This window comes from Pseudidiomarina taiwanensis (genome assembly GCF_003987435.1).
GTDB lineage: Bacteria > Pseudomonadota > Gammaproteobacteria > Enterobacterales > Alteromonadaceae > Pseudidiomarina > Pseudidiomarina taiwanensis.
The window spans coordinates 771369-795511 of record NZ_PIQG01000001.1; the positions used below are offsets into that span (position 1 = coordinate 771369).

The 24143-nt window shown below is 50.6% G+C and carries 24 protein-coding genes and 5 tRNA genes; 24 read left to right on the forward strand and 5 right to left on the reverse strand.

All coding sequences use genetic code 11. From position 1 onward, the window contains the following. Position 1: 1 nt before the first annotated feature. From CWI83_RS03760 to ychF, 4 genes are all read left to right on the forward strand, one after another. Entirely contained in the window at positions 2-949 is a 948-nt protein-coding gene (locus CWI83_RS03760) for a ribose-phosphate pyrophosphokinase (protein ID WP_126825866.1), read from the forward strand. Between the two features lie 127 nt (positions 950-1076). Further along, positions 1077-1754 carry a 50S ribosomal protein L25/general stress protein Ctc gene (locus CWI83_RS03765; protein WP_126825869.1) on the forward strand — a complete coding sequence of 226 codons (678 nt, stop codon included), beginning with the start codon at positions 1077-1079 and terminating at the stop codon, positions 1752-1754. A gap of 6 nt (positions 1755-1760) precedes the next feature. Continuing rightward, a complete protein-coding gene (gene pth / locus CWI83_RS03770; protein WP_126825872.1) occupies positions 1761-2354 on the forward strand; it encodes an aminoacyl-tRNA hydrolase in 594 nt (197 codons plus the stop codon). 1 nt (position 2355) lies between these two features. Further along, positions 2356-3447 (forward strand): redox-regulated ATPase YchF, encoded by a 1092-nt coding sequence (gene ychF, locus CWI83_RS03775; RefSeq protein WP_126825875.1) that lies wholly within the window; start codon positions 2356-2358, stop codon positions 3445-3447. Between the two features lie 10 nt (positions 3448-3457). On the opposite strand, the gene CWI83_RS03780 is transcribed toward ychF, so the two are convergent. Genes CWI83_RS03780 through CWI83_RS03795 form a run of 4 tightly spaced genes read right to left on the reverse strand, consistent with a single transcriptional unit; the run spans position 3458 to position 7701 of the window. Beyond that, positions 3458-3886, reverse strand: a complete 429-nt coding sequence (locus CWI83_RS03780) for a group I truncated hemoglobin (RefSeq protein WP_126825878.1) — start codon at positions 3884-3886, stop codon at positions 3458-3460. Between the two features lie 9 nt (positions 3887-3895). Beyond that, positions 3896-4744, reverse strand: coding sequence for a DUF3034 family protein (locus CWI83_RS03785; RefSeq protein WP_126825881.1), 849 nt, complete (start codon positions 4742-4744; stop codon positions 3896-3898). Then, the gene (locus CWI83_RS03790) at positions 4731-7037 is read right to left on the reverse strand and encodes a putative bifunctional diguanylate cyclase/phosphodiesterase (RefSeq protein WP_126825883.1); all 2307 of its coding nucleotides are present in this window, start codon (positions 7035-7037) and stop codon (positions 4731-4733) included. The genes CWI83_RS03785 and CWI83_RS03790 overlap by 14 nt, the downstream gene beginning before the upstream one ends. Beyond that, the gene (locus CWI83_RS03795) at positions 7030-7701 is read right to left on the reverse strand and encodes a methylamine utilization protein (RefSeq protein WP_126825886.1); all 672 of its coding nucleotides are present in this window, start codon (positions 7699-7701) and stop codon (positions 7030-7032) included. The genes CWI83_RS03790 and CWI83_RS03795 overlap by 8 nt, the downstream gene beginning before the upstream one ends. Before the next feature lie 112 nt (positions 7702-7813). On the opposite strand from CWI83_RS03795, the gene CWI83_RS03800 reads away from it, so the two are divergent. The 7 genes from CWI83_RS03800 to CWI83_RS03830 all read left to right on the forward strand — a co-directional run bounded on the left by CWI83_RS03800 (position 7814) and on the right by CWI83_RS03830 (position 10605). Further along, complete coding sequence (locus CWI83_RS03800; protein WP_126825888.1) at positions 7814-9187, forward strand: class II fumarate hydratase; 1374 nt, start codon at positions 7814-7816, stop codon at positions 9185-9187. Between the two features lie 86 nt (positions 9188-9273). Beyond that, on the forward strand, positions 9274-9987 hold the full coding sequence (locus tag CWI83_RS03805) for an SIMPL domain-containing protein (protein WP_126825891.1): 714 nt from the start codon (positions 9274-9276) through the stop codon (positions 9985-9987). Positions 9988-10122: 135 nt separating this feature from the next. Further along, positions 10123-10199: transfer RNA gene (locus CWI83_RS03810), tRNA-Met, on the forward strand. A gap of 15 nt (positions 10200-10214) precedes the next feature. Continuing rightward, positions 10215-10299, forward strand: a tRNA-Leu gene (locus tag CWI83_RS03815). A gap of 32 nt (positions 10300-10331) precedes the next feature. After that, positions 10332-10406, forward strand: a tRNA-Gln gene (locus CWI83_RS03820). Between the two features lie 20 nt (positions 10407-10426). After that, a tRNA-Gln gene (locus CWI83_RS03825) sits at positions 10427-10501 on the forward strand. A gap of 17 nt (positions 10502-10518) precedes the next feature. Further along, positions 10519-10605: transfer RNA gene (locus tag CWI83_RS03830), tRNA-Leu, on the forward strand. Between the two features lie 39 nt (positions 10606-10644). On the opposite strand, the gene CWI83_RS03835 is transcribed toward CWI83_RS03830, so the two are convergent. Further along, on the reverse strand, positions 10645-11787 hold the full coding sequence (locus CWI83_RS03835) for an FAD-dependent oxidoreductase (protein ID WP_126825894.1): 1143 nt from the start codon (positions 11785-11787) through the stop codon (positions 10645-10647). A gap of 118 nt (positions 11788-11905) precedes the next feature. Between CWI83_RS03835 and CWI83_RS03840 the strand changes: the two genes are divergently transcribed. The 13 genes from CWI83_RS03840 (at position 11906) to rlmH (ending at position 24143) form a co-directional block, all read left to right on the forward strand. Next, the gene (locus tag CWI83_RS03840) at positions 11906-12778 is read left to right on the forward strand and encodes a DMT family transporter (protein WP_126825897.1); all 873 of its coding nucleotides are present in this window, start codon (positions 11906-11908) and stop codon (positions 12776-12778) included. Positions 12779-12854: 76 nt separating this feature from the next. Then, positions 12855-14306, forward strand: a complete 1452-nt coding sequence (gene miaB, locus CWI83_RS03845) for a tRNA (N6-isopentenyl adenosine(37)-C2)-methylthiotransferase MiaB (protein ID WP_126825900.1) — start codon at positions 12855-12857, stop codon at positions 14304-14306. 9 nt (positions 14307-14315) lie between these two features. Continuing rightward, positions 14316-15311 (forward strand): PhoH family protein, encoded by a 996-nt coding sequence (locus CWI83_RS03850; protein WP_126825903.1) that lies wholly within the window; start codon positions 14316-14318, stop codon positions 15309-15311. Next, on the forward strand, positions 15298-15822 hold the full coding sequence (gene ybeY / locus CWI83_RS03855; protein WP_241969857.1) for an rRNA maturation RNase YbeY: 525 nt from the start codon (positions 15298-15300) through the stop codon (positions 15820-15822). Before CWI83_RS03850 ends, ybeY begins: the two co-directional genes overlap by 14 nt. Then, entirely contained in the window at positions 15809-16693 is an 885-nt protein-coding gene (corC, locus tag CWI83_RS03860) for a CNNM family magnesium/cobalt transport protein CorC (RefSeq protein ID WP_126825908.1), read from the forward strand. The genes ybeY and corC overlap by 14 nt, the downstream gene beginning before the upstream one ends. Positions 16694-16698: 5 nt before the next feature. Continuing rightward, positions 16699-18231 carry an apolipoprotein N-acyltransferase gene (lnt, locus tag CWI83_RS03865; RefSeq protein ID WP_126825911.1) on the forward strand — a complete coding sequence of 511 codons (1533 nt, stop codon included), beginning with the start codon at positions 16699-16701 and terminating at the stop codon, positions 18229-18231. A 46-nt stretch (positions 18232-18277) separates the two neighbouring features. After that, the gene (locus tag CWI83_RS03870) at positions 18278-18472 is read left to right on the forward strand and encodes a hypothetical protein (RefSeq protein ID WP_126825914.1); all 195 of its coding nucleotides are present in this window, start codon (positions 18278-18280) and stop codon (positions 18470-18472) included. A 66-nt stretch (positions 18473-18538) separates the two neighbouring features. After that, positions 18539-21124 carry a leucine--tRNA ligase gene (leuS, locus tag CWI83_RS03875; RefSeq protein ID WP_198677242.1) on the forward strand — a complete coding sequence of 862 codons (2586 nt, stop codon included), beginning with the start codon at positions 18539-18541 and terminating at the stop codon, positions 21122-21124. Beyond that, positions 21124-21618: an LPS-assembly lipoprotein LptE gene (locus tag CWI83_RS03880; protein ID WP_241969858.1), complete on the forward strand. Its 495-nt coding sequence runs from the start codon at positions 21124-21126 to the stop codon at positions 21616-21618. The genes leuS and CWI83_RS03880 overlap by 1 nt, the downstream gene beginning before the upstream one ends. A gap of 11 nt (positions 21619-21629) precedes the next feature. Further along, positions 21630-22661, forward strand: coding sequence for a DNA polymerase III subunit delta (holA, locus tag CWI83_RS03885; protein ID WP_157980358.1), 1032 nt, complete (start codon positions 21630-21632; stop codon positions 22659-22661). Then, positions 22658-23287, forward strand: coding sequence for a nicotinate-nucleotide adenylyltransferase (gene nadD / locus CWI83_RS03890; RefSeq protein WP_126825921.1), 630 nt, complete (start codon positions 22658-22660; stop codon positions 23285-23287). The genes holA and nadD overlap by 4 nt, the downstream gene beginning before the upstream one ends. 62 nt (positions 23288-23349) lie before the next feature. After that, positions 23350-23676, forward strand: a complete 327-nt coding sequence (gene rsfS / locus CWI83_RS03895; protein WP_126825924.1) for a ribosome silencing factor — start codon at positions 23350-23352, stop codon at positions 23674-23676. Then, a complete protein-coding gene (gene rlmH, locus CWI83_RS03900) occupies positions 23673-24143 on the forward strand; it encodes a 23S rRNA (pseudouridine(1915)-N(3))-methyltransferase RlmH (RefSeq protein ID WP_126825927.1) in 471 nt (156 codons plus the stop codon). The genes rsfS and rlmH overlap by 4 nt, the downstream gene beginning before the upstream one ends.

Consider the following 24143-nt stretch of genomic DNA (forward strand, 5'->3'; position numbering starts at 1 on the left):
TGTGCCTGACATGAAGCTTTTCGCTGGTAATGCAACGCCAGAACTCGCCCAAAAGATCGCAGATCGACTCTACATCAAACTTGGTGACGCCCATGTTGGCCGTTTCAGTGACGGTGAAATCAGCGTCTCGATCAATGAGAATGTGCGCGGCTCTGACGTTTTTATTATCCAATCGACCTGTGCGCCAACCAACGATAACTTAATGGAACTTATCGTGATGGTCGATGCGCTACGCCGGGCTTCTGCAGGCCGGATTACTGCGGTGATGCCATACTTTGGTTATGCCCGCCAAGATCGTCGCGTCCGCTCAGCACGGGTTCCAATTACCGCGAAAGTTGTCGCCGACTTCCTCTCTAGCGTTGGTGTTGACCGGGTCCTTACCGTCGACTTGCACGCTGAACAGATTCAGGGCTTCTTCGATGTACCCGTGGACAACGTGTTCGGTACGCCAGTGTTGATGGAGCACCTGCGCAAGCAAGATTTTCACAACCCTGTGGTGGTCTCGCCAGATATCGGTGGTGTGGTTCGGGCCCGAGCGCTGGCCAAATTACTCAACGATATCGACCTTGCGATCATCGACAAACGCCGTCCACGTGCCAACGAATCGCAAGTCATGCATATCATTGGTGATGTGCAAGACCGCGACTGCATCATCGTCGATGACATGATTGATACCGGTGGTACCCTGTGTAAGGCTGCTGAAGCATTGAAGCAAAACGGGGCCCGCAAGGTATTTGCTTACGCCACACACCCAGTCTTCTCGGGCAATGCGTACCAGAATATTAAAGATTCGAATATCGACCTGTTTGTAGTGACCGATAGTATTCCACTCAGCGCCGAAATGAAGGCCCTCGATAAAGTTCATCAGCTGACTCTAAGTGGGATGCTCTCTGAAGCGTTACGCCGCGTCAGTAATGAAGAATCCATCTCAGCAATGTTCGAGTATTGATTGAAATCTAAGGGCGCGAGTGCTAATATTTCGCGCCCTTAAAATTCGACCTAAAAATTTTAAGGTAAACGTCGGGTATTTGGTCGCGGATATCCGGCTTATTTTTATTTAACGGAGAGACAGAAACATGTCGACTATCGATTTAACGATTCATGCTGAAATCCGTACGGACATGGGGAAAGGTGCGAGCCGCCGCCTACGTCGTTCGGACAAACTTCCTGCAATCCTTTACGGTGCAGGCCAAGAGCCAGTTGCTTTGACTTTAGACCATAACAAAGTAAACAACATGGCTGACCACGAAGTATTTTACTCGCAAATCATCAACTTGGTGATCGACGGTGAAAGTCACGAAGCAATTTTGAAAGACGTGCAGCGTCACCCTTTCAAGCCAAAATTGACTCACATCGACTTCCAACGTGTTAAGCGTGGTGAGAAGCTTCACACTAACGTTCCAGTTCACTTCATTAATGAAGAAACAGCTCACGGCGTGAAGCAAGAAGGTGGCGTTATCGCACACCACATCGCTCAAGTCGAAATCAAGTGTCGTCCGCGTCACTTGCCTGAGTACATCGAAGTAGATGTTGCGAACTTGAAGCTTGGCGAAACCATGCACTTGTCAGATTTGACTCTGCCTGAAGGCGTTGAGTTAGTTGAATTAAGCAAAGGCGCTGATCACGATCAAGCCGTTGTTTCAATCAACGCTCCGCGTGTTGAAGCTGCAGCTGAAGAAGAAACTGCTGAAGAACCTTCTGCTGAAGTTCCAACTGCGAAAGAAAGCGAAGCTGAAGACAAAGACGCAGAATAAGTCGTCATGGCGACAATTCGCTTACTGGTGGGCCTGGGTAATCCAGGCCCCGAATATGCCCAAACCCGTCACAACGCTGGATTTTGGCTGGTTGAGCAATATGCTCAGCAACATCGCCAGAGCTTGCAACCCGAAGCAAAATTTTTCGGTAATACCGCTCGGATTCAAACCAGCAAACTCGATCTACGCCTGCTTTGCCCTAGCCTTTATATGAACCGCAGTGGTCAATCTGTGGCAGCGCTTGCGCGCTTTTATAAAATCGAGCCAGAGCAAATTCTGGTGGCCTATGACGAGCTCGACCTCGCCCCTGGTACAGCCAAGATTAAACAAGGTGGTGGTAGTGGCGGACACAACGGCATTAAAGACATTATTAGTCAGTTAGGTAGTCAAGATTTTTATCGCTTACGTATCGGTATCGGTCATCCCGGTCATAAAAGTAAAGTAACCGGATATGTGCTTGGCAAAGCGCCGGCACCAGAACAACACTTGCTGGACGATACCATTACGCAAGCCTGTCGCAGCCTTGATCTCTGGTTTGATCAAGATCTTCTTGCGGCGCAGCAACAACTGCACTCGTTTAAAGCAAAGAGAGAGAACTAACATGGGATTCAAATGCGGTATCGTGGGTTTACCCAACGTTGGCAAATCAACTTTATTCAATGCCCTCACTAAAGCCGGCATTGAAGCAGCTAACTTCCCGTTCTGTACCATTGAACCAAACACCGGTGTGGTTGCAGTTCCAGACCAACGCCTCGACCAACTGGCAACTATCGTGAATCCACAGCGCGTTATTCCAACCACAATGGAATTTGTTGATATTGCGGGCTTGGTCAAAGGCGCCTCTAAGGGTGAAGGTTTAGGTAACCAGTTCCTCGCTAATATTCGTGAAACCGACGCCATCGGCCATGTTGTTCGCTGCTTCGAAAATGACAATATCGTCCACGTCGCCGGCAAAGTTGATCCGGCTGAAGATATTGCTGTGATCAATACAGAGCTTGCTCTTGCCGACCTCGACTCAGTCGAGAAAGCGATCCATCGGCTTGGCAAAAAAGCCAAAGGTGGCGACAAACAAGCCAGCGCCGAAATTCAAGTGTTGGAAAAGCTGCTGCCCGCACTAGAGCAAGGCGAAATGGCTCGCTCAATCGAGCTCAGCAAAGACGAAAAAGCGTTAATTCGCTCATATAACCTGCTCACCCTGAAGCCGACCATGTACATCGCCAACGTCAATGATGACGGCTTCGAGAATAATCCCTATCTTGCTCAGGTCGAAGCAATTGCGGCAGAAGAAAATGCGATCGTGGTGCCGGTGTGCGCAGAAATCGAAGCAGAAATCGCTGAGCTAGAAGAAGATGAAAAAGTCGAGTTTATGGCGGATATGGGCTTAACTGAGCCGGGCCTAAACCGCGTAATTCGCGGCGGTTATCAATTGCTAAACCTGCAAACCTACTTCACTGCCGGTCAAAAAGAAGTGCGAGCTTGGACGATTCCTGTTGGCGCAACCGCGCCGCAAGCAGCCGGAAAAATCCATACGGACTTCGAGAAAGGCTTCATCCGCGCAGTTGTTATCGGTTTCGATGATTACATCGAATTCGGTGGTGAACAAGCGGCGAAAGAAGCCGGTAAACGCCGTGAAGAAGGGAAAGACTACATCGTCCAAGATGGCGACGTCATCTTATTCCGCTTTAACGTTTAAGTTCGACAACTCAAAGTTTTACGACCTCTGGGTGCATCTCAGCCAGCAGCGCTAACAACTGGTTTTGTGCACCCACAGGGATTCCCTCAGCATCCATCGCAGTCATTAAATTTTCCACTAAAGCATTAAACTCAGCGTGGCTAATGCCCATGCCGGTATGCACAGTCACCATATCCTCGCCTGAATAGACACACGGGCCACCGACGAGCTCGCAAATTTGTTCCGTTAAAAGCCGATGTAAGCGCTCGATATCAGTATCAATAAAATGCTCGACGATGCGCTCATCTGCCGCAATCTCAAGTAAAAAAGTCTCCATCAAACGGCTGATACCGGCCTCCTCGCCTAAGGCTGAGTAGAGCTCTGTTTTGGCAGCAGCCGGGGCTGGCAGCAATAGTGCAAAGGTCACCAAAACCCCAGGTAAAACGTTAATCCATCTCATTTATTCACCTCAAAACGTCGCTTGTAGCGAGACATAAATACCCTCTTGCGCATCAAGCCCTGCGATACTTCCCAAATCGGCGTAAGCGGCCACCAGCGCGACTGACTTGGTCGGGAAATATGCGACGAAATAATCGCGCCAGTGCTGCTCATCGGCAAAACTCAGATTATTCGGCTTTTGCTTATATTCCATCCCGACGGCCCAGTGGCGGTTGATAAACATGCCCACAGCAGCCTCGGTCATTAGCTTGTAATCGTCGTTCTGATCGCCACCAAAGCCGAGTAAGCCAGTTTGGTTTGCACGGGTGGCGCGCAGCGTCACGTTCGCCAACCAAGTGCGATGAAACGGTCCATCAAGCCAAGCCTTCGCCGCACTCACATAATAATCTAAGCCACTGTCATCAACAGCACCAACGGCACTTGGTAAATCAAACCGACGATTTTTCTTATATTGAATCCCCGCGCTAATTTGCGGTAGGTCACCGTAAATCAAATCACCGTATAAGCGCGTCTTCACACCGATAATGTCTTGTTCTAGTTCGCCGCCAATGGTGCTCAGGTCAAAACGCTGCCGCGCAATGGAGAACTCGAAACGATTATCAAAGGTCAAACTGGCAGCACTCACCGACAGCGCAAAGTCATCAACATTGACCTCGGTTAAACTTGCTGTCGCACCCCATTGCCCCTCTTCAGCATAACTTGATAAGGTGGCCCAAGGCACAATACCGCCCCCACCTGCCCCATCAATCGTGGTCGCTGCACCGGTTGCGATAAAGCGCCCTTGATCTGCGTAGACAGGCTGAACTACAGCTAGGGCTAAGCCCGCCAAGGCCACTCCAACAAACTTATTTGTGTGCACGCAAATACTCCTTTAACCATTTATCAAACTGAGCGGCTGCCAGCGGTCGACTGAAATAAAAACCCTGTAGTACGTCACAGTTTTTGTCGCGGAGCAGCTGCCACGCTTGTTCGTCCTCAACACCCTCGGCGACTGTGGTCAGCCCCATATCGCGAGCTAGGCGTAAAGTCGAAGCAACAATCGTCAGGTCAATATCACTGATTGCTAAATCTTGCACGAATGAACGGTCGATTTTTAACTCATCTACCGGCAGGCGCTTTAACTGTGCCAAAGATGAATAGCCGGTACCGTAATCATCAATCGAAATTTTCACGCCCAGTGCGCGTAACTCAGCTAACTTGGCAATTGCAAGTTCAGGTTCAACCATCAAAGCACTTTCCGTCACTTCAAACGTTACTTTACTTGGGTCAATATGACGTCGCTTGAGCTGTTGCTGAATTGACTCAACGAGCTCCGGCTCTTGCAGATTCACAGCTGACAAGTTTATCGCCATCACAAAGTCAAAGCCTTGCTCTTGCCAAAGTTGCAATTGATCGAGTGCGGCTTGTATCACCCATGCGGTGATGGGAGTAATTTCACCCGTCTGTTCAGCCAGCGGAATAAACTCGTCTGGACGAACCACCCCAATACCGTCATCACGCCAGCGCAGCAAAGCCTCAGCACCGATCACACGACCATCCGCCGCGGCTATCTTCGGTTGATAATGAAGCTGGAGATTTTGCTCCGTGACCGCATTCGGTAGCGCTTGTAGAATCCGCAACCGGCGCATATGCTGCTCATCCATGCCCGGCTCATATTCCACCACGCTCAACTGCTGTAATTTCGCTGCTGAAGAGCACATTTGCGCCCGTCGGACCAAGGTATCGAAATTATCGCCATGCTCTGGAAGCTGAACAATCCCGAGTCTGCATTGCAGCGGATAGCGCGATTTATCAATGCTATAAGGATGCTGAAACTCTTCTTGCAAGCGATCGATCAGAACCTCTCGCTCAGCTCGACGTTGACCGCGCAAGACGAGGACAAATTCGTCGCCAGCGAGCCGCGCAATCGAGTTATCGTCGGCTTGAAATGACTTCAAACGCTGAGCGACGAGTTTCAATAACTGATCACCGATACGTTGACCGAGCCGATCATTAATTTCTCTGAACCGAACAATGTTAAGAATCACAAACGTCGCAGGTTGTTGACGCTCTAACAAGGAGCGGATTAATTTTTGCAACGAGGTCCGATTTGGCAGACCCGTTAATAAGTCATGCTCAACTTGATAGACAATATGCTTTTCACGTTCACTTACCGCACTGCGCATGGCATCAAACGTTTCTGCCAACTGCACAAACTCATAATCTCCCGTGACCGCCACCGGCTCGTTATAATCGCCTTTACGCAAGCGTTCAGCGGCATTGGTCAAACGCGCGACCGGCTGATTAATGCGTCGCGCTGCAACGCTGGCAAACACCAACGCCATCAGCAAGGTTGCAATTGCAATCCCGATATACTGCTGCCGCAACAAAGCAAACTCCGCAGTCGCCTCGGCATAGTCAATACTAAACAGAATATTGACCTCAGAATCACCCGCTGGCACCAATTCTGTTTGCCGCAGCGGCAGTGTTCGATTTGCCCAATCGCGCTGTTGTAGCGCGCGCTGATAAGGTTCGCTCGGCAGCAGCATCGCTTGCTGTAACCAGTCCTGATCGGCTGGCGCTAAACTCGAAGCCAGCACTCGGCCGGTGCTTGTCACCACAAAACTCACTTCAGCACCGGTCAAACGGCGTAAACTCGTTGCTAAAGCATCATCGAGTTGAAAACCAAGGGTTGCCCACGCACTTAGGTCAGGGCTTCTGACCGCGACGGTTACCAGTTGAAACATCTGCCCGTCAACATTTACCAAAGTTGAAGTGCCCAAGCGTTGGGTGAGCTGGGCGAGTGCAGGTAAGCTACTTGGCTCATGGGTGGCGGCGATTTCCTCACCATTAGGTGATTGTAGGACCATCAAATCGGTGCCAATCCGCTCACCATGATTAATTAAAGCTGAAATAATGGTCGCTTGATCGCGCGTGGCAACCGCCTCTCGAAACGCGAAATCATTAATAAGCACCTCAGCCGCCTGCAATAATTGCGCACCTCGTGCATTAATGACCTCGATAAACACCCGCTGGCTCACTTCCAGTTCACGCTCAACAGTACGCTCAGACTGGCTTGAGGTAGCAAGACTCACCGCGACCATAGAAATAGCCAAAGCGCCCCCGGCGAGCCCAGCAAATAGCAAAACAAGACGGGCGCGAAAACTAACCATCGGTGCGCGCTCGGCGATTAAAGCGTTGTTGTAAAGGCGATAATTCGGTCCGCTCTTGCTGGTCTTTGGCGACGTCTAGATGCACTTCAATACGCTCTTGCCCCGCGTCGACCACCACCTTAACCTGCTCACGAATATCGTCGCTCACCCCAGGATACCAAACACTGACCTCGTTAAAGTCCATTTCACTGCTAAGGGTGGCCACTCCGTCAGCATCCGTTACCACCGATTCGATATAGGGCGACACCAAAACATACGCACGCATACCATCATGGATATTACAGCCCAACACCACCAAACCTGGCTTATCGAAGGTAATCGCTGGAGCTTCTTGATTTGAGTACAGCGGCAACTCAAAGGGTTTCGCTTCGGAAAATGAATACACTTGATGGCGAATGTTGTCGCTATTCGGGAAATTGATAGTGACCCCAGGTCGAACCGGGAGTACGAACGGAACGAACATTTTATCGACTTGGTCAACAATAGCTGTACTGGGCTGAGTAGGCTCATTTGCCAATATCGGAATACTGACAATGGCTTCGGCCAGCGGAGCGCCGCTATTATCAAATACGACAACGTCTAGTTGCCGTGCTAGGCTTACAGTTGAGTTGGCTGCAAACGCAATAAGGGTGAGCTTTAACAAGCCGATAAACCTGCATTTCATTATAGAGCGCCTTTCTACTTTTGTTAAAAACAGTTTGCCCAATAACTAACGTAGAATCCAGTCAAACCGATCCATATCGATTTGGATTAACCCAGAAAAGAATGAGGTCAGCATGACAGCAGAACACAACACGCGTGTAGAAAAAGACAGCCTAGGCGAGATAGAAGTCCCTGAGCAGGCCTATTGGGGTGCGCAAACTGAACGGGCTCGGCAAAACTTCAAGCTCAGTTCACTGCGCTTTTCAACTGCGTTTATCACCACCCTCGCCCAGCTTAAAAAAGCAGCGGCGCGGGCCAATGCAGATTGCGACGTACTAACCACTACGCAAGCCGAACTTATTGCGACCAGCGCTGATGCGATTATCGCCGGGCAATATCATGACCAATTTCCGCTCGATATTTTCCAGACCGGCTCCGGCACCAGTACCAATATGAATATGAATGAGGTGATAGCGACCATTGCTAAGCGCCAGCACCAACAAAATTTGCATCCAAATGATCAGGTGAATGCCAGCCAAAGCAGTAACGATGTGATTCCAACCACAATTTTAGTGAGTGTTTGGTTACAGTTACAGCAGCAATTATTACCGAGCTTAAAAGAGCTCGCAGGAGCCATCGAAGCCGCCGCCGCTGCCCATAAAGATGTTGTGAAAACGGGTCGAACGCACCTGATGGATGCGATGCCATTGCGATTAGCCGATGAATTACTCGCTTGGTGCCAACAATTGCACCATGCAGAAGCTGCTCTGACGGCAGCCATGACCCAGCTCCAAGCCTTGCCCCAAGGTGGCACCGCAGTGGGCACGGGTATCAATGCTCCAGCTCAGTTTTCTGAGCGCTTCTGCCAACATTTAAATCAGGCCATAAACACTGACTTTTATCCCGCGCCAAGCAAATTCGCCGGCATTGCTGGGCAAGAGCTGAACCAACAGGTCGCCGCGGGACTCTCCATGCTCGGCACCGTATTACTCAAAATCAGTAATGATTTACGTTGGATGAATAGCGGGCCATTGAGTGGCCTTGCAGAAATTGAGTTAACCGCCTTGCAACCGGGCAGTAGCATTATGCCGGGTAAGGTGAACCCGGTTATTCCTGAGGCCGTTGCTATGGTTTGTGCCAAGGTTCTCGGTAATAGTCACAGCATCGAGTGCGCCGCCCAACAAGGGAATTTCCAGCTCAATGTCATGTTACCTTTAATTGCTCATCAACAACTCGAGAGTATCGCCCTGTTAACTGAGGCATGCTCGCATCTAAGCCGCCACGTCTTTGCTGACTTTAAAGTGAACAAAGCGCAACTCGAACAAAATCTCGCGCGCAATCCAATTTTAGTGACAGCGCTCAACGCCCGCATCGGCTACCAAGCCGCCGCCGCGATCGCCAAGCAAGCGTATCAAGAGGGCCGCCCCATTGTTGAGGTGGCCGCAGAGCAAACCGATATCTCGCGGAGCGAACTTGAACAACTTCTTGAACCGCACAAATTGGTGTGAGCCGAAACTGAGTTTTACCTGAACTTAACGTAACGAAACAGTGAAGTTGCGGTCGAAGTGTTATCAACAACTACAGGGAACAAGCAATGCGTCTATCTAACTCTCTTATTATCGGTACAGCCGCCATTATTTGCACTGCGTTAATTAGCTTCACTATCAGCGATACCGTACAACAAGTGCAGCAACAACAACGCACTGTCGTGGTTAAAGGGTTAGCGGAACGAGAAGTCGCCGCAGACACAGCCATTTGGCCGTTGCCTATTGTTCACGCTGCGAATGACCCAACTGAAATTTATCGTAATCTTGCGAATGATATGGCTGCGATTAAAGCATTTCTGCGCGAAAATGGGTTTAGTGATGCTGAAATGACTGTTTCAGCTCCTGCGGTTTTCGATAAAGCTGCGGCCCGTTACAGCGATTACGACGAACGCAAAGATTTTCGCTACAGCGGCCAGCAAACATTAACCGTTTACACCGAGAAAGTCGAAATGGTCAGAACGGTGCGCCAGCAACTCTCACAATTAGGCCAGCAGGGGGTCGCATTAGGTGGCAGTGAATATGAACACGCAGTGGAGTATCATTTCAACGGCCTAAACTCAATTAAACCCAGCATGATCGAAGAGTCTGCCGCAAATGCGCGTGCGGTCGCGTTGCGTTTTGCCGAGCACTCGGATAGCCAGCTCGGAAAAATAGCCCGCGCCCAGCAAGGGCAATTTTCAATCAGCGACCGTGATTCAAACACGCCTCACTTAAAAATCGTCAGAGTCGTTTCAACCGTTGCGTATCAACTCGTCGATTAATTGAGCAATCCTGTGCTTTTTTAGCCAGTCGTGCGGAATAAGCGCGTTTTTTGCGAAAAAGAGGTTGACGGTTTCGCCCCTGATTTGCATAATACGCGCCGCACTCAACGAGCGCATAATAGTTTTGTTAAGGTTGGCTACGTAGCTCAGCTGGTTAGAGCACAGCACTCATAATGCTGGGGTCGCAAGTTCGAATCTCGCCGTAGCCACCAACAAAATTGCAATGGGCGGACGTGGTGGAATTGGTAGACACGCTGGATTTAGGTTCCAGTGCCTCACGGCGTGAGAGTTCAAGTCTCTCCGTCCGCACCAAGCTCGCTGAAGTGTTGTTTGAGAACTGCAGTTGGGGTATAGCCAAGCGGTAAGGCAGCGGGTTTTGATCCCGCCATTCCCAGGTTCAAATCCTGGTACCCCAGCCACTCAAACGCCTGCGTTAGGATGGGGTATAGCCAAGCGGTAAGGCAGCGGGTTTTGATCCCGCCATTCCCAGGTTCGAATCCTGGTACCCCAGCCATAACCTCCTCGTTTGTTGCGGGGGTGGCGGAATTGGTAGACGCACTAGCTTCAGGTGCTAGCGAGCTTACGCTCGTGGGGGTTCAAGTCCCCCCCTCCGCACCACGACCTCGTGGTGGCTCAACAGAGCTCGCAACAACCGATTTAGGCCTCCGGTAAATTAAATCCCATCGCTTCTTTCAAGATCAGTTTTTGTGCCCATGCTTGGCGTTTAACCATGTTTAAGCCCAAGTGAATCGGTACTCGCGCCAACCAATGTTGCGAGTTAAAGCCAAAATGAATCAAATCCATAGCGCGCATCATCTGTTGATTTGCGGCCGTGCGCTCGCGGCCATAGGCCTGTAATGCCGCAGCGAGTGGGTGTGCTTGCACTAGCCGAAAGAGCGCCTGAACATCAGCAAAGCCCAAATTTACCCCCTGCCCAGCGAGCGGATGAATACTATGGGCTGCATCGCCAACTAACACGATTTTATCTGCCAAGCTATATTGCAAAGCGCGTTGCCGGCGCAGCGGAAAATGACCGAACTGCTCTAGCGTAAAGTGACCAATCAGCGGTTCGAATTGTTCTTTTAACGCAGTTTCGATTTGCGCTGGCTCGGCTAAACTCAGCCACTCTTGCTCGCGCCGGTAATCGATCAGACAGGCCTTATTCGCTGCCAAGGGTAACAAAGCAAATGGTCCTCGCTGCTGCGGCCGAAAGACTTCCCATGTCGCCGCTGGAATCGCTTGCTCAGTTTCAACATTAGCCAGCAGACAACGCCAGCCATAATCCCAACCCCGAAAGCCGATACCCGCTAACCGCGCCACCATAGAGTTAGCTCCATCAGCGGCAATTAATAGGTCAAAGGAATAATCCTGTTCATTGGTAGTAATGGTTTGTGCCGCGAGATCTAACCCAACCACCCGTTGCTGTGGACATAAGTTGACCTGCTCAAACTCTGCTAATAACTCCCACAAGGCAGTTTGCAACGCATTGTTCTCGATCATCTCGCCAAGCTTTTCTGCACCGACGGTGGCGGCTTCGAAATCAACCTGTACGCCATCAGCAGAGGTGACCGATAGACCAGTGTAAGGCAAGTGGCGCTCGTCATGCAGACGCGCAAACACCCCGAGTTGGGTCAGCCATTGCACATTATGCTGGTGAATCGACGAAATGCGGATATCCCAGTCCTCGCCCACTTTGGGCGCAGCACCGGCTTCAATTAAGTGAACCTGATGGCCTTGTTTGGCGGCGCACAGTGCCGCAACCGCACCGACCATTCCGCCACCAACAATCACGATCTTCATAGCAACCTATCTTGGCATAATCATTAAAGCTCTCAGTACTATACCGCAGAATCATATCGATTGGTTTGCGAAGATGCTAAAATAGCGCTTGTTCATTGCCAATAAGCCCTTACACTGAATGACCGAATCTAACGGGTATGCACCACCACGAATTATTCTTGCCTCTAGCTTGGTGCTAGCGGCTGAGTTGTGCTTTGCTGGAGTAAGTGCATTGGTGAAGTATTTGAGTACCGATGTGGCTGCTGAACAGCTGGTGTTTTTTCGCAGTTTGATGGCATTTATCATCTTATTACCTTGGCTTTGGCGCAAAGGTTTCTCGGCTTTTCGCACCAGCGCTTGGCGCTTTCATCTAACCCGTGGCCTAGCCGGCGTTGCTGCGATGTATTTGTTTTTCTATGCGCTCGGTGTACTGCCCCTCGCCCATGCGACGCTTACGCTATTATTATCGCCTTTTATTATCCCCATAATTGGCCGCGTCTGGCTCGGTGAGCAAGTTCTTAAACAAACCTGGTTGGCAATTATTGTAGGGTTTGCCGGAGTATTTATTTTTCTCAACCCGCTTGGCCAGAACTTATCCCCGGTGCTCCTCGTTGCCTTCATTGCGGCGATCTTGGCCGCCTATACAAAAACCCTGATTCGGCGCATGTCACGCACTGAGTCATCAAGTAAAATCGTCTTTTACTTTGCTGCCATCGCGACGTTGGTGTCTGCCATACCTTTGCTTTGGCGCGGTGAAGCCCTTGCAACTGAACATCTAGTGGCAGTGATCGCGATGGGCGTACTCGCCGTATCCGGACAGCTGGCGATGACCAAAGCATTTGCTCTCGCACCGGCAGCTCGAGTCGGTGTGTTCACCTACAGCTCAGTGATTTTCGCCAGCCTTATCGGTTTTTGGATCTGGCATGAGGCCATTACGCTTTATATGATTGTTGGTGCACTCATCATTATCATGGCGGGCTATCTTGAGCTTCGCACACGTTCAAATCGATAATTCAGCGACAAAGTTGGCAGTTAGGGCTGCTTCAAGCTAAAATAACCGCCCTCTGTAATAACGAGATTAGGAACCAATGAGTAAGAAAATTTATATCAAAACTTGGGGTTGCCAAATGAACGAATATGATTCGTCAAAAATGGCAGATCTACTCCACGCAACCCATGGTTATGAGCCCGCGGCCGAACCAGAAGAGGCGGATTTGATCTTACTCAATACCTGCTCGATTCGCGAAAAGGCTCAAGAAAAGGTCTTTCATCAGCTGGGCCGTTGGAAAACCCTAAAAGACAAAAACCCAGACTTAATTATTGGGGTGGGTGGCTGCGTCGCATCACAAGAAGGCGAGCATATTCGTCAGCGCGCGCCTTATGTCGATTTGGTATTCGGACCACAGACCCTACATCGCTTGCCGGAAATGGTTAAACAAGTCAGCCACGACAAGCAACCTATGGTCGATATCTCGTTTCCAGAAATTGAAAAATTTGACCGCTTACCTGAACCGCGCGCTGAAGGCCCAACCGCATTCGTTTCAATTATGGAAGGTTGCAGCAAATACTGTACCTTCTGCGTGGTGCCGTATACCCGTGGTGAAGAAGTCTCACGCCCAGTCGATGATGTGTTACTCGAAATAGCGCAACTTGCCGAGCAAGGTGTGCGTGAAGTGAATCTGCTTGGCCAAAACGTTAACGCCTATCGCGGCGAGCATTTCGATGGTTCAATCTGCCGTTTCGCTGAGTTGTTGCACTTGGTGGCTGCCATTGATGGCATCGACCGTATTCGCTACACCACCTCGCATCCAGTTGAGTTTACTGACGATATCATCGAAGCCTATGCCACCATCCCTGAGTTGGTGAACCATTTGCACCTACCCGTACAGGCTGGCTCAGATCGCATTTTGACCATGATGAAGCGTGGTCACACAGCCCTCGAGTACAAAGCACAAATTCGGAAACTGCGTAAAATCCGGCCTGATATTGCGATGTCATCAGACTTCATTATCGGTTTCCCAGGCGAAACCGACGAAGACTTTATGGCCACCATGGATTTAATCCAAGCCATCGACTTTGATCTGAGTTTCAGCTTTATTTACAGCGCCCGCCCAGGCACGCCAGCCGCTGATTTGCCTGATGATGTGAGCGAAGAGACCAAAAAGCAGCGTCTCCACCTACTGCAACAGCGACTGAATCAGCAAGCACAGAATCATGCCCGCCGCATGCTTGGCACTGAGCAGCGGATTTTGGTCACCGGCCCATCGAAAAAGAACCCGATGGAACTCACTGGACGGACTGAAAATAACCGCGTGGTGAACTTCGAAGGGCAACCGGACATGATTGGTCAATTCGTTGATGTCACCATCACTGACGTCTTTGCGAATTCGCTTCGCGGTGAAGTGGTGCGCACCGAAGACCAAATGGGTCTGCGCGTTGATACCGCCCCAGCCACAATTTTGGCCAAGCAAAGCGCGCCGCAAGCCGATGCACTCGGGGTAACTAAAGTCACCCCTATGCCAACGAACAACGTAAATTAAGAGGTTAATTTGAGCCCCGCAGTAACCACTTTAGATATTGATTTAGAACCCGCAGACAGTCGTCGCCTCGCTAGCTTAACGGGGCCTTTTGATGCAAATCTCAAGCATATCGAGCGACGCCTCGGGGTCGAAATTAGTTACAAGCAAAATGCCTTTCGAATTCTTGGCCCCAATCAACCGGCCAACGCAACCGCAAAGATTCTCCGTGACTTATACGTAGAAACGGCTCCGGTTAAAGGACAAATGAAAGAAATTGAGCCGGATCAAGTTCACTTAGCCATTCAACAGGCGAACGTGCTTGAGCAAGGGCAGGAAGATCCGAGTGAAGATAAAATCACTCACATCAAGACCAAACGCGGCTTAATCAAACCGCGCAATCCGAATCAAGCACATTATGTTCGCGCGATTCTGAGCCATGATGTGAATTTCGGCGTAGGACCAGCTGGAACCGGGAAGACCTATCTTGCCGTTGCCTGTGCAGTGGATGCGTTAGAACGCCAGGAAATTCGGCGTATTTTGCTGACCCGCCCGGCTGTTGAAGCAGGCGAGAAACTCGGCTTTTTGCCGGGGGACTTAAGTCAAAAGGTCGACCCTTATCTGCGTCCACTTTACGATGCCCTATTCGAGATGCTCGGCTTTGAACGCGTCGAAAAACTTATCGAACGCAACGTGATCGAAGTTGCGCCGCTTGCATATATGCGGGGTCGAACTCTTAACGACGCGTTTATCATTCTCGATGAGAGCCAAAATACCACCTGTGAACAAATGAAAATGTTCCTGACCCGAATCGGCTTTAATTCGCGTGCAGTGATCACCGGGGATATTACCCAAGTTGACTTACCACGCGGGCAGAAATCGGGGCTACGACATGTCATCGAAGTGCTTAAAGATATCGAAGATGTAAGCTTTACGTTCTTCCAAGCAGGCGATGTTGTGCGTCACCCTGTGGTCCAACGGATCGTCCAAGCTTATGATAAATTCGAGCAAAACGATGCTAAGCCTTGATTTGCAGATTGCCGTTGACGACGCTAACTTACCCAGCGCTGCTGCGTTCGAACAATGGGTCAACGCCGCTTTAGTCGCTGCGCAACATAGCTCACAAGATAGCAGCGAAACCGAGCTCACGATTCGCTTAGTCGATGCCGCCGAAAGCCAAGCATTAAATGCCACTTACCGAGGCAAAGACGCCCCCACCAATGTCCTTTCGTTTCCATTTGATAACGAAGGGTTGCCGCCAGAATTGAGCCTGCCATTGTTAGGCGATTTGATCATTTGCGTCCCCGTGGTGAACGCAGAAGCTGCCGCTCAAGGTAAACCTGTCACGGCCCACTGGGCTCATTTAGTCATTCATGGCACCTTGCATTTGTTGGGCTATGACCATATAAAACAAACTGAAGCCGAAGTCATGGAAACGTTAGAGAAAGACATCATGGCAAAGCTGGGGTATCCTGACCCTTATCAGGATGAACTAGACATCGATACTGTGGAGCAAACACAAACTAATGAGCGACGATAATCCCCACTCTAGCAACGGTTCTGCGCAGAAAAGTTGGGCCACTAAATTACTCCAACTTTTTACCGGAGAGCCGAATAGCCGTGAAGAATTAGTCGACCTGATTCAAGACGCCGAAGAACGCGACTTGATCGACAATGACACCAAGGAAATGATCGAAGGTGTGCTTGATGTTGCGGAGCTGAAAGTTCGCGACATCATGGTGCCACGCTCACAAATGGTTACCATCGATATCAATCAGTCAGTGGAGTCATTTCTACCGATAGTGATTGAATCGCAACACAGTCGCTACCCGGTCGTCAGCGAAAACAAAGACCATGTCGATGGCATCCTGCTTGCCAAAGATCTCCTCGCTTATGGTTTCAATATGACCACAGAGCCCTTCTCACTCGAGAAAGTGATGCGCCCTGCAGTGATCGTGCCCGAAGGTAAACGTGTGGATGTGCTGCTCAAAGAGTTCCGTGAACAACGCTATCACATGGCCGTGGTCGTTGATGAATACGGCGGCATCTCGGGCTTGGTGACCATCGAAGATATTCTCGAAGAAATTGTCGGCGAAATTGAAGACGAAACCGACACAGATGAGGACAACAAAGCGGATATTCGCCGCATCAACGCCTCGCGTTTTTCGGTCAAAGCGCTCACCACTATTGAAGATTTTAACGAATACTTTAATACCGAATTTACCGACGAAGAGTATGACACGATTGGCGGCATGGTTGCCCATGGCTTTGGTCATTTACCCAAAATCGGTGAAGAAGTGCGTTTAGGTGATATCAGCTTTAAAGTAACCGCTGCGGACAAACGTCGCATTCAACAACTGCAAGTCACGCTGCATGAAGACAGCGTCGAGACTGCGAGCGACGCAACGTAACCTCAATGAACCCAACTGTTCCTCGTGCATGGCTTTCGCGCTTACTTGCCCTGTTGTTGGGGGCCAGCCTGGTTTTCGCGTATGCACCGTTTGGACACAGTTGGCTTACCCTCCCCGTCCTATTAGCGCTGCTGCTCTTGTTGCAATGGCAACCACTGCAGCAGGCTTGGCAACTTGGCTTTAGCTTTGGCTTAGGCTGGTTTAGTGCCGGGCTCAGTTGGATTTTTGTCAGCATTGATACCTTCGGCGGAATGCCGATATACGCCACCATTGGCGTTCTTGCCTTGCTATTTAGTTATCTCAGTTTATTCCCTGCCACCGCGCTTTGGTTATGGCGCCGCGCACAAAGCTGGCAAGCAGAGCTCGGGTATTGGAGCTTACCCCTTATCTGGTTATTATTTGAGCAGTTGCGTGGCACACTCCTGACCGGCTTTCCTTGGCTTCAGCTTGGCTATACACAGACCGATAGTTGGTTATCAAGTTATGCTGCATGGCTTGGTGTCGAGGGGATCACGGCAGTCTTATGGTTGCTGGCATTACTGATCCTCAAAGGTTGGCAACAACGCCGACTGCTGCTCGCTGGATTCGCGTTGATTCTCGTTTGTTTGCCGCCAGTACTTGACCTGCTCAAGCCCATCGAGCGTAACGGCGAGCATGCCAAGATCGCACTTATTCAAGGTAATATTGCACAAGAATTAAAATGGAACCCGGACCAGTATTGGCCCAACTTTACCCGTTACCGCAACCTGAGTGTTCCGTACCTCGCTGATCACGACATCGTTATCTGGCCAGAATCAGCGGTCACTATGCCAGAACCCTTTACTGATAATGCCTTGAGTGAACTTCATCAAGAGTTCGCTGAGAGTCAGACTGCGCTCATCACCGGTATTATTGATATCCAAGCGAATGACTACTTCAACAGTATGATCGTACTCGGCCAGGATGCGGACGCGGGCGTATTAGAGCCCTATCGGCACGGCCATAGTAACCGCTACAACAAACACCAATTACTCCCTATCGGCGAATTTGTGCCATTTGAAGACTTACTCCGGCCACTCGCCCCGTTATTTGACTTGCCGATGTCGTCGTTTACCCGCGGCGCCCTGCAACAAGCACCGCTGCGCGCCAGTGGCTTGCAGTTAACTGCGGCAATTTGTTACGAAATCGCTTTTTCCGAATTAATTCGGCAAAACCTCAGGAGTGCCAGCAACTTTATCGTGACCGTCAGTAACGATACCTGGTTTGGCGCCTCACATGGCCCCGCCCAGCACCTCCAGATTGCCCGCATGCGGGCAATTGAATTCGGCCGTCCGGTGCTGCGCGCAACCAATAACGGACTTACGGCAGTTATCGATGAAAATGGCCGAGAGCTTGCCCGGGCAGCACAATTTGAAGTCGCTACCTTGAGTACCAAAGTGCCCATTGTGCAAGGCTTTACCTGGTATCAGATGACCGGCTCGTGGAGTATTTTTGTGTTACTCCTCACAATCCTCGGGTTTATTGCTTTGAGCGTAGTCAAACGCCACGAAAATCAGTAAACTAAACAAAACAATCGTTTTGACCCTAACCTAAGAGAAGATGACCATGGAAAATATCATCGCCGCACTTATTTTCGCAGTGATCACAGCCGCCGGTACCTTGGGTATCAGCAGCCTTGGTATGGCCGCATTCCACACCGTTGAAGGTGACCGTGATGCGACCCAGCGTGAGCGTTTTGAATACTTATTCTTCGGCGTGGCAGGCCTCGTTGTGATGCTTCTAGCATGGTATGCCCTGTAACCATAAACATACCCTTTAAGCCGTCACATTAACCTAGTCGAGAGCCAAGTAGAGATGTCCAAATTGTTGTCTGAGCAGTACGATCCAGCTGAAATTGAAGCCAAAGTTCAAGCCCGCTGGGAACGTGACAAAGTATTCGAAGTCACCGAAGATCCAAGCAAAGAGAAATTCTATTGCTTGAGCATGTTCCCGTATCCAAGTGGCAAGCTCCACATGGGCCACGTGCGTAACTACACGCTCGGTGACGTAGTCTCGCGGTTTCAACGTTCACAAGGCAAAAATGTGCTGCAGCCGATGGGCTGGGATGCATTTGGACTACCTGCTGAAAATGCGGCAATTCAAAACAAGACTGCGCCAGCAAAATGGACCTACCAAAATATTGACTACATGCGCCAACAGCTGAAATCCCTTGGTTTTGGCTACGACTGGTCGCGCGAAGTCGCAACCTGTACCCCAGAGTATTACCGTTGGGAGCAGTGGTTCTTCACTAAGCTTTACGAGAAAGGCTTAGTCTACAAAAAAAATGCAACGGTTAACTGGGATCCGGTTGATCAAACCGTATTGGCCAACGAGCAAGTTATCGATGGCCGTGGTTGGCGCTCTGGCGCGAAAGTTGAGCAAAAAGAGATCCCACAGTGGTTTATCAAGATTACCGCTTATGCCGAGGAGTTGCTCAACGACCTTGACCAACTTGAAGGTTGGCCTGAGCAGGTCAAAACCATGCAACGCAACTGGATTGGCCGCTCAGAGGGGGTTGAAATTGACTTCTCAGTGGTCGATGACGCGCAACAACTCACCGTATATACCACTCGCCCAGACACGCTGTTTGGGGTGACTTACATGGCGGTTGCTGCGCAACATCCATTGGCACAAAAAGCGGCGGCATCAAATCCTGAGCTCGCTGCTTTTATCGACGAACTAAAAAATACCAAAATGGCTGAGGCTGAACTTGCCACAGCTGAAAAACGCGGTATGGACACCGGCATTCGCGCGGTGCATCCGCTTACTGGTGAGCAGATCCCCATCTGGGTCGCTAACTTTGTCTTGATGGACTACGGTTCAGGGGCAGTCATGGCTGTTCCTGCCCACGATGAGCGCGATTGGGAATTTGCCACTGCGTATCAGTTGCCAATCAAACCGGTTATCGAACCTGCCAGTGGCGAGGGTGATATCAGTCAAGCTGCGATCACCGAAAAAGGCACCGTGATTAATTCTGAAGGCTTCAATGGTCTAAGCAGCGCCGCTGCATTTGATGCGATTGCTGACAAGCTTGCTGAATTAGGGATTGGCCGGCGCCAAGTGAACTATCGCCTTCGTGATTGGGGTGTGTCACGGCAGCGCTATTGGGGTGCGCCTATCCCCATGCTCAACCTCGCCAATGGCGAGTCGGTGCCGGTGCCTGCGGATCAATTGCCGGTGCAACTACCTGAAGACGTGGTGATGGACGGCAATCAATCCCCCATAAAAGCCGACCCGCAATGGCGCCAAACGACATACAATGGCGAACCTGCAGAGCATGAAACCGATACCTTCGATACCTTTATGGAATCCTCTTGGTATTATGCCCGATACTGCAGCGCCAACTTTGAGCAAGGCATGCTCAATCCAGACCAAGCTAATTATTGGTTGCCCGTCGATCAATATATCGGCGGCATTGAGCACGCAATTTTGCATTTGCTCTACTCACGCTTCTTCCACAAATTGTTGCGTGATACCGGCTTAGTCGCCTCAGATGAACCCTTCAAACGCTTGCTCACTCAAGGCATGGTGTTAGCGGACAGTTATTTCCGCGAAGATGAAAGCGGCAAAATCACCTGGTATTCACCGCTTGAAGTTGAGGTTGAGCGGGATGATAAAGGCCGTATGAGCCGGGCTATTTTGCGTAGCGATGGTCAGCCAGTCGAATACGGCGGCATGACCAAAATGTCGAAATCGAAAAATAACGGTATCGACCCACAGGTCATGATTGATAAGTACGGTGCCGACACCGTGCGCTTGTTTATGATGTTTGCAGCACCTCCTGAAGCGACCCTTGAATGGTCAGATTCTGGGGTAGAAGGTGCGCAACGATTCTTGCGTCGGGTCTATCGTTTAGTCGCTGATTTCGTTGCATACCCAGAGCAGGACTGCGATAGCGACTGGAGCAAACTCACTGATCAGCAGCAGGATTTGCGCCGGGCAGTGCATCGTACGATTCAAAAAGTGACCGATGATTTTGGTCGTCGGCAACACTTTAATACCGCCATTGCGGCCATTATGGAGTTGCTCAATAGCTTGCAAAAAGCCAGCTTAGCGACAGCATCCGATCGCGCCGTAATGAAAGAAGCGTTAGATGCCTTAGTGGTTATGTTAGCGCCTGTCACACCGCATTTGAGTGAAGTTTTGTGGCAAGCACTTGGCCATCAAGACGACATCAACTTTGCGCCGTGGCCAAGTTTTGATGAAGCGGCCTTGGTTGAAACGAGTATTTTGATCGTGGTGCAAGTAAACGGCAAGGTTCGGGCAAAAATCACCGTGCCAGCAGATGCCGATGAAGCAACCGTCAAAGCCATTGCCCATCAAGATGAAAATGTAACCCGCTTCATTGCGGAGAAAACCATTCGTAAAGAAATTTACGTGCCCGGCAAACTCTACAATATTGTGGCAAATTAATGATGAGAAACGGCGTCCTTGCAATACTCTTAGTGCTGATGCTACAAGGCTGTGGCTTCCAACTGCGCGGCAGTTATGATTTACCTGCCGCGTTCCAGCAAGTCGCCGTGACTGCCCCGAAATTTAGTGAATTTGCCGATGTGCTCAAGCTGCAACTCGAGCAAGCTGGGGCGCAACACGCGGGCGCGCAGCCGAGTCTCACCATTGACATCGTCAGTGATCGACTCGATCGCCGCACCCTATCTCTCTCGAGTAGCGGTCAGGTCGCTGAGTATGAATTGATTTACACCGTCCAATACCAACTCGAGCTCAATGGTCAGTTAGGGGAAGTGAATCAAATTGAAGTCTTCCGCGATTATCAAGATGATCCTAACTTCGCCCTCGCCAAAACTCGTGAGCGCGAACTACTCGTTGCAGAAATGCGCATGGAAGCCGCGCGTATGCTCTTACAACGTGTCATCCAGCAAGTGTCGCAGACTGCGACTGACGCATAAAGGGGCGTGCCGTGCAGCTTTCCATTGGGCAACTGCAAACACAACTTCAGCAGCAGCCGCTCCCTGCACTGCTCTGCATCTTCGGGGATAGCCCATTACTGGTTGATGATGCCCTGCAACTGATTCGTGTTGCCGCCAAACAACAAGGGGTAGAAGAACGCCTCGCTTGGCGCCAAGACAAACAGTTTGACTGGCAGCAGCTGAACCACAGTAGCGATAGTCTATCGCTGTTCTCAAGTAAAAAACTGGTGGAATTAGAGCTCCCTGAGGGTAAGCCTGGACGTGACGGCGGCGAAGCCATCCGCAGCTACGCGGCGAGTCCCAATCAAGACCAGATACTGGTGTTATACGGCCCCAAACTGCGCCAAGACCAACAAAAAGCCAAGTGGTTTCAGGTCCTAAGTCAAACGGCCTGGACTGTTCAAGCCAATGCTCCGTACCGCGAACAATTGCCACGTTTTGTGCTCGACCGGGCCAAGCGCTATCAACTTACGCTGGCTGCAGATGCGGCCCAATTGATGAGTGATTGGTACGAGGGCAATCTACTTGCATTGGATCAGCAATTACAGAAATTAGCTTTAAGCGACTTAGCCAGCCCGATTGATGCCGCAGCGATTCGAGCCAGCGCCGAAGATCAAAGCCAATTCACCGTATTCGCACTCCAAGATGCTATCATCAGCGGTCAGACCGAACTCGCGCTCCGACGGTTACAACGGTTGCTCGAAGAAGGCGAAGAAGTCGCGATTATGAGTTGGATGCTACAGCGCGAGTGGCAAACCTTGCGCCAGCTCGAACAACATCTAGCGGCTGGCGGAAACTTTGCTCAAGCATGTAAAGCACTGCGCATTTGGCCCTCGCAGCAACAACACTATCAAGCGCTGTGGCAACGTTGCCAAAACCAGTTAGGTCAACTGAACCATTGTCTGGCAGCCCTTGAAACAGCGTATAAGCGCGACGATGGCGGTGATATCCAGGCACTCCTGACACATATTGTCTTGCTCTTTTGTAGCCCGGAGCGGGTAAAGGATCTGCAATTACCATGATGCGGGTCATTTTAGGGGGAACCTTCGACCCGATTCATAAGGGCCATGAAGAAGCACTTGCCAGTGCTGCCCACGAGCTAGGTGCTGAACAGGTAGTGTTACTGCCAAACGGTGTCCCACCCCATCGCCCGCAACCACTGGCTAGTACTGCACAGCGCTTGGCCATGGTTGAATTAGTGGCCGCGACGCATGCGAATTGGTCAGTTGAGCGCTACGAACTCGAGCAACAGCAACCCTCGTACATGGTCAAAACTCTGCGCGCACTGCGCCAGCGTTGGCCCAATGACAGCTTGGTGTTGCTTATCGGTGATGACGCCCTCGCAGGTTTAACCAGCTGGTATCAGTGGCAAGATTTACTGACCTATGCACACTTAGGTATTTTGCGACGCCCTGACCTCAAGCAACCGCTGCAAGTCGAGCTGGCCGAGTATGTGCAAACTCATCAAGTTGAAGCTGTAACCCAATTGCAGCAACACAAGGCTGGGTGCATTTATTTCACCGCGAGTACCATTCACCCCATTAGTGCCACAGCAATTCGTGCGAGCGTCGCTTCCCACGCCAGTGCAGACAACCTACTTAACCCCGCTGTGCGGGCCTATATCGAACAGCAACAGCTGTATCGATAGCTGATTTTTACGCCACAGTCGTGATAAACTGAGCGCAGTATAGATAACGGAGTAAGAAACCTTTGCAAGCTGAACAATTACGCGATTTTGTTATTGATAAAATTGAAGATCTTAAAGGCCGCGATATTCGCGTGCTCGACGTCCATGATCAAACGGATGTTGCCGAATTTATGGTGGTCTGTTCGGGCAACTCGAAAACTCATGTAAAAAGTATCGCAAATCACGTTGCCACCGAAGCCAAACACCAAGGAATTCCTCCTTTAGGTATCGAAGGCGATGATACCTCAGAGTGGGTTTTGGTTGATTTAGGTGATGTCATCGTCCATGTGATGCAAGAACCGATTCGCGACTTCTACGAGCTTGAAAAGCTTTGGAGCGCGCGTAAATGAAAATCCAGCTGATCGCAGTCGGACAAAAAATGCCGAGCTGGGTCAGTGACGGTTATACGCAATACGCCAAACGCATGCCGGCAGAATGTCAACTTGAATTAGTTGAAATCGCGGCCGGCAAGCGTGGTAAAAACGCCGATATCCAGCGGATCTTGCAGCAAGAAGGGCAAGCCATGCTCGCTGCCGTTGGCAAAGGCAATCGCATCGTTACCCTCGAAGTCACCGGCAAGCCTTGGTCAACGCCACAGTTGGCAGAGCGCTTAGCCACCTGGCAAATGACTGGACAGGATGTCAGCCTGCTCGTTGGTGGGCCTGAGGGGCTCGCCCCAGCTTGCCAAGCTGCCGCTGATGAGCGTTGGTCGCTGTCGAATCTGACCTTGCCACATCCTATGGTGCGTATCATTCTTGCTGAGAGCCTCTATCGTGCCTGGAGTGTCAACAGTAACCACCCCTATCATCGTGAATAA

Excerpts from the sequence above, each read along its gene's own strand:
- CWI83_RS03765 (WP_126825869.1), top strand. The coding sequence starts at position 1,077 with ATGTCGACTATCGATTTAACGATTCATGCTGAAATCCGTACGGACATG.
- pth (WP_126825872.1), top strand. The coding sequence starts at position 1,761 with ATGGCGACAATTCGCTTACTGGTGGGCCTGGGTAATCCAGGCCCCGAA.
- ychF (WP_126825875.1), top strand. The coding sequence starts at position 2,356 with ATGGGATTCAAATGCGGTATCGTGGGTTTACCCAACGTTGGCAAATCA.
- CWI83_RS03780 (WP_126825878.1), bottom strand. The coding sequence starts at position 3,886 with ATGAGATGGATTAACGTTTTACCTGGGGTTTTGGTGACCTTTGCACTA.
- CWI83_RS03790 (WP_126825883.1), bottom strand. The coding sequence starts at position 7,037 with ATGGTTAGTTTTCGCGCCCGTCTTGTTTTGCTATTTGCTGGGCTCGCC.
- CWI83_RS03795 (WP_126825886.1), bottom strand. The coding sequence starts at position 7,701 with ATGAAATGCAGGTTTATCGGCTTGTTAAAGCTCACCCTTATTGCGTTT.
- CWI83_RS03800 (WP_126825888.1), top strand. The coding sequence starts at position 7,814 with ATGACAGCAGAACACAACACGCGTGTAGAAAAAGACAGCCTAGGCGAG.
- CWI83_RS03805 (WP_126825891.1), top strand. The coding sequence starts at position 9,274 with ATGCGTCTATCTAACTCTCTTATTATCGGTACAGCCGCCATTATTTGC.
- CWI83_RS03835 (WP_126825894.1), bottom strand. The coding sequence starts at position 11,787 with ATGAAGATCGTGATTGTTGGTGGCGGAATGGTCGGTGCGGTTGCGGCA.
- CWI83_RS03840 (WP_126825897.1), top strand. The coding sequence starts at position 11,906 with ATGACCGAATCTAACGGGTATGCACCACCACGAATTATTCTTGCCTCT.
- miaB (WP_126825900.1), top strand. The coding sequence starts at position 12,855 with ATGAGTAAGAAAATTTATATCAAAACTTGGGGTTGCCAAATGAACGAA.
- ybeY (WP_241969857.1), top strand. The coding sequence starts at position 15,298 with ATGCTAAGCCTTGATTTGCAGATTGCCGTTGACGACGCTAACTTACCC.
- corC (WP_126825908.1), top strand. The coding sequence starts at position 15,809 with ATGAGCGACGATAATCCCCACTCTAGCAACGGTTCTGCGCAGAAAAGT.
- lnt (WP_126825911.1), top strand. The coding sequence starts at position 16,699 with ATGAACCCAACTGTTCCTCGTGCATGGCTTTCGCGCTTACTTGCCCTG.
- CWI83_RS03870 (WP_126825914.1), top strand. The coding sequence starts at position 18,278 with ATGGAAAATATCATCGCCGCACTTATTTTCGCAGTGATCACAGCCGCC.
- CWI83_RS03880 (WP_241969858.1), top strand. The coding sequence starts at position 21,124 with ATGATGAGAAACGGCGTCCTTGCAATACTCTTAGTGCTGATGCTACAA.
- nadD (WP_126825921.1), top strand. The coding sequence starts at position 22,658 with ATGATGCGGGTCATTTTAGGGGGAACCTTCGACCCGATTCATAAGGGC.
- rlmH (WP_126825927.1), top strand. The coding sequence starts at position 23,673 with ATGAAAATCCAGCTGATCGCAGTCGGACAAAAAATGCCGAGCTGGGTC.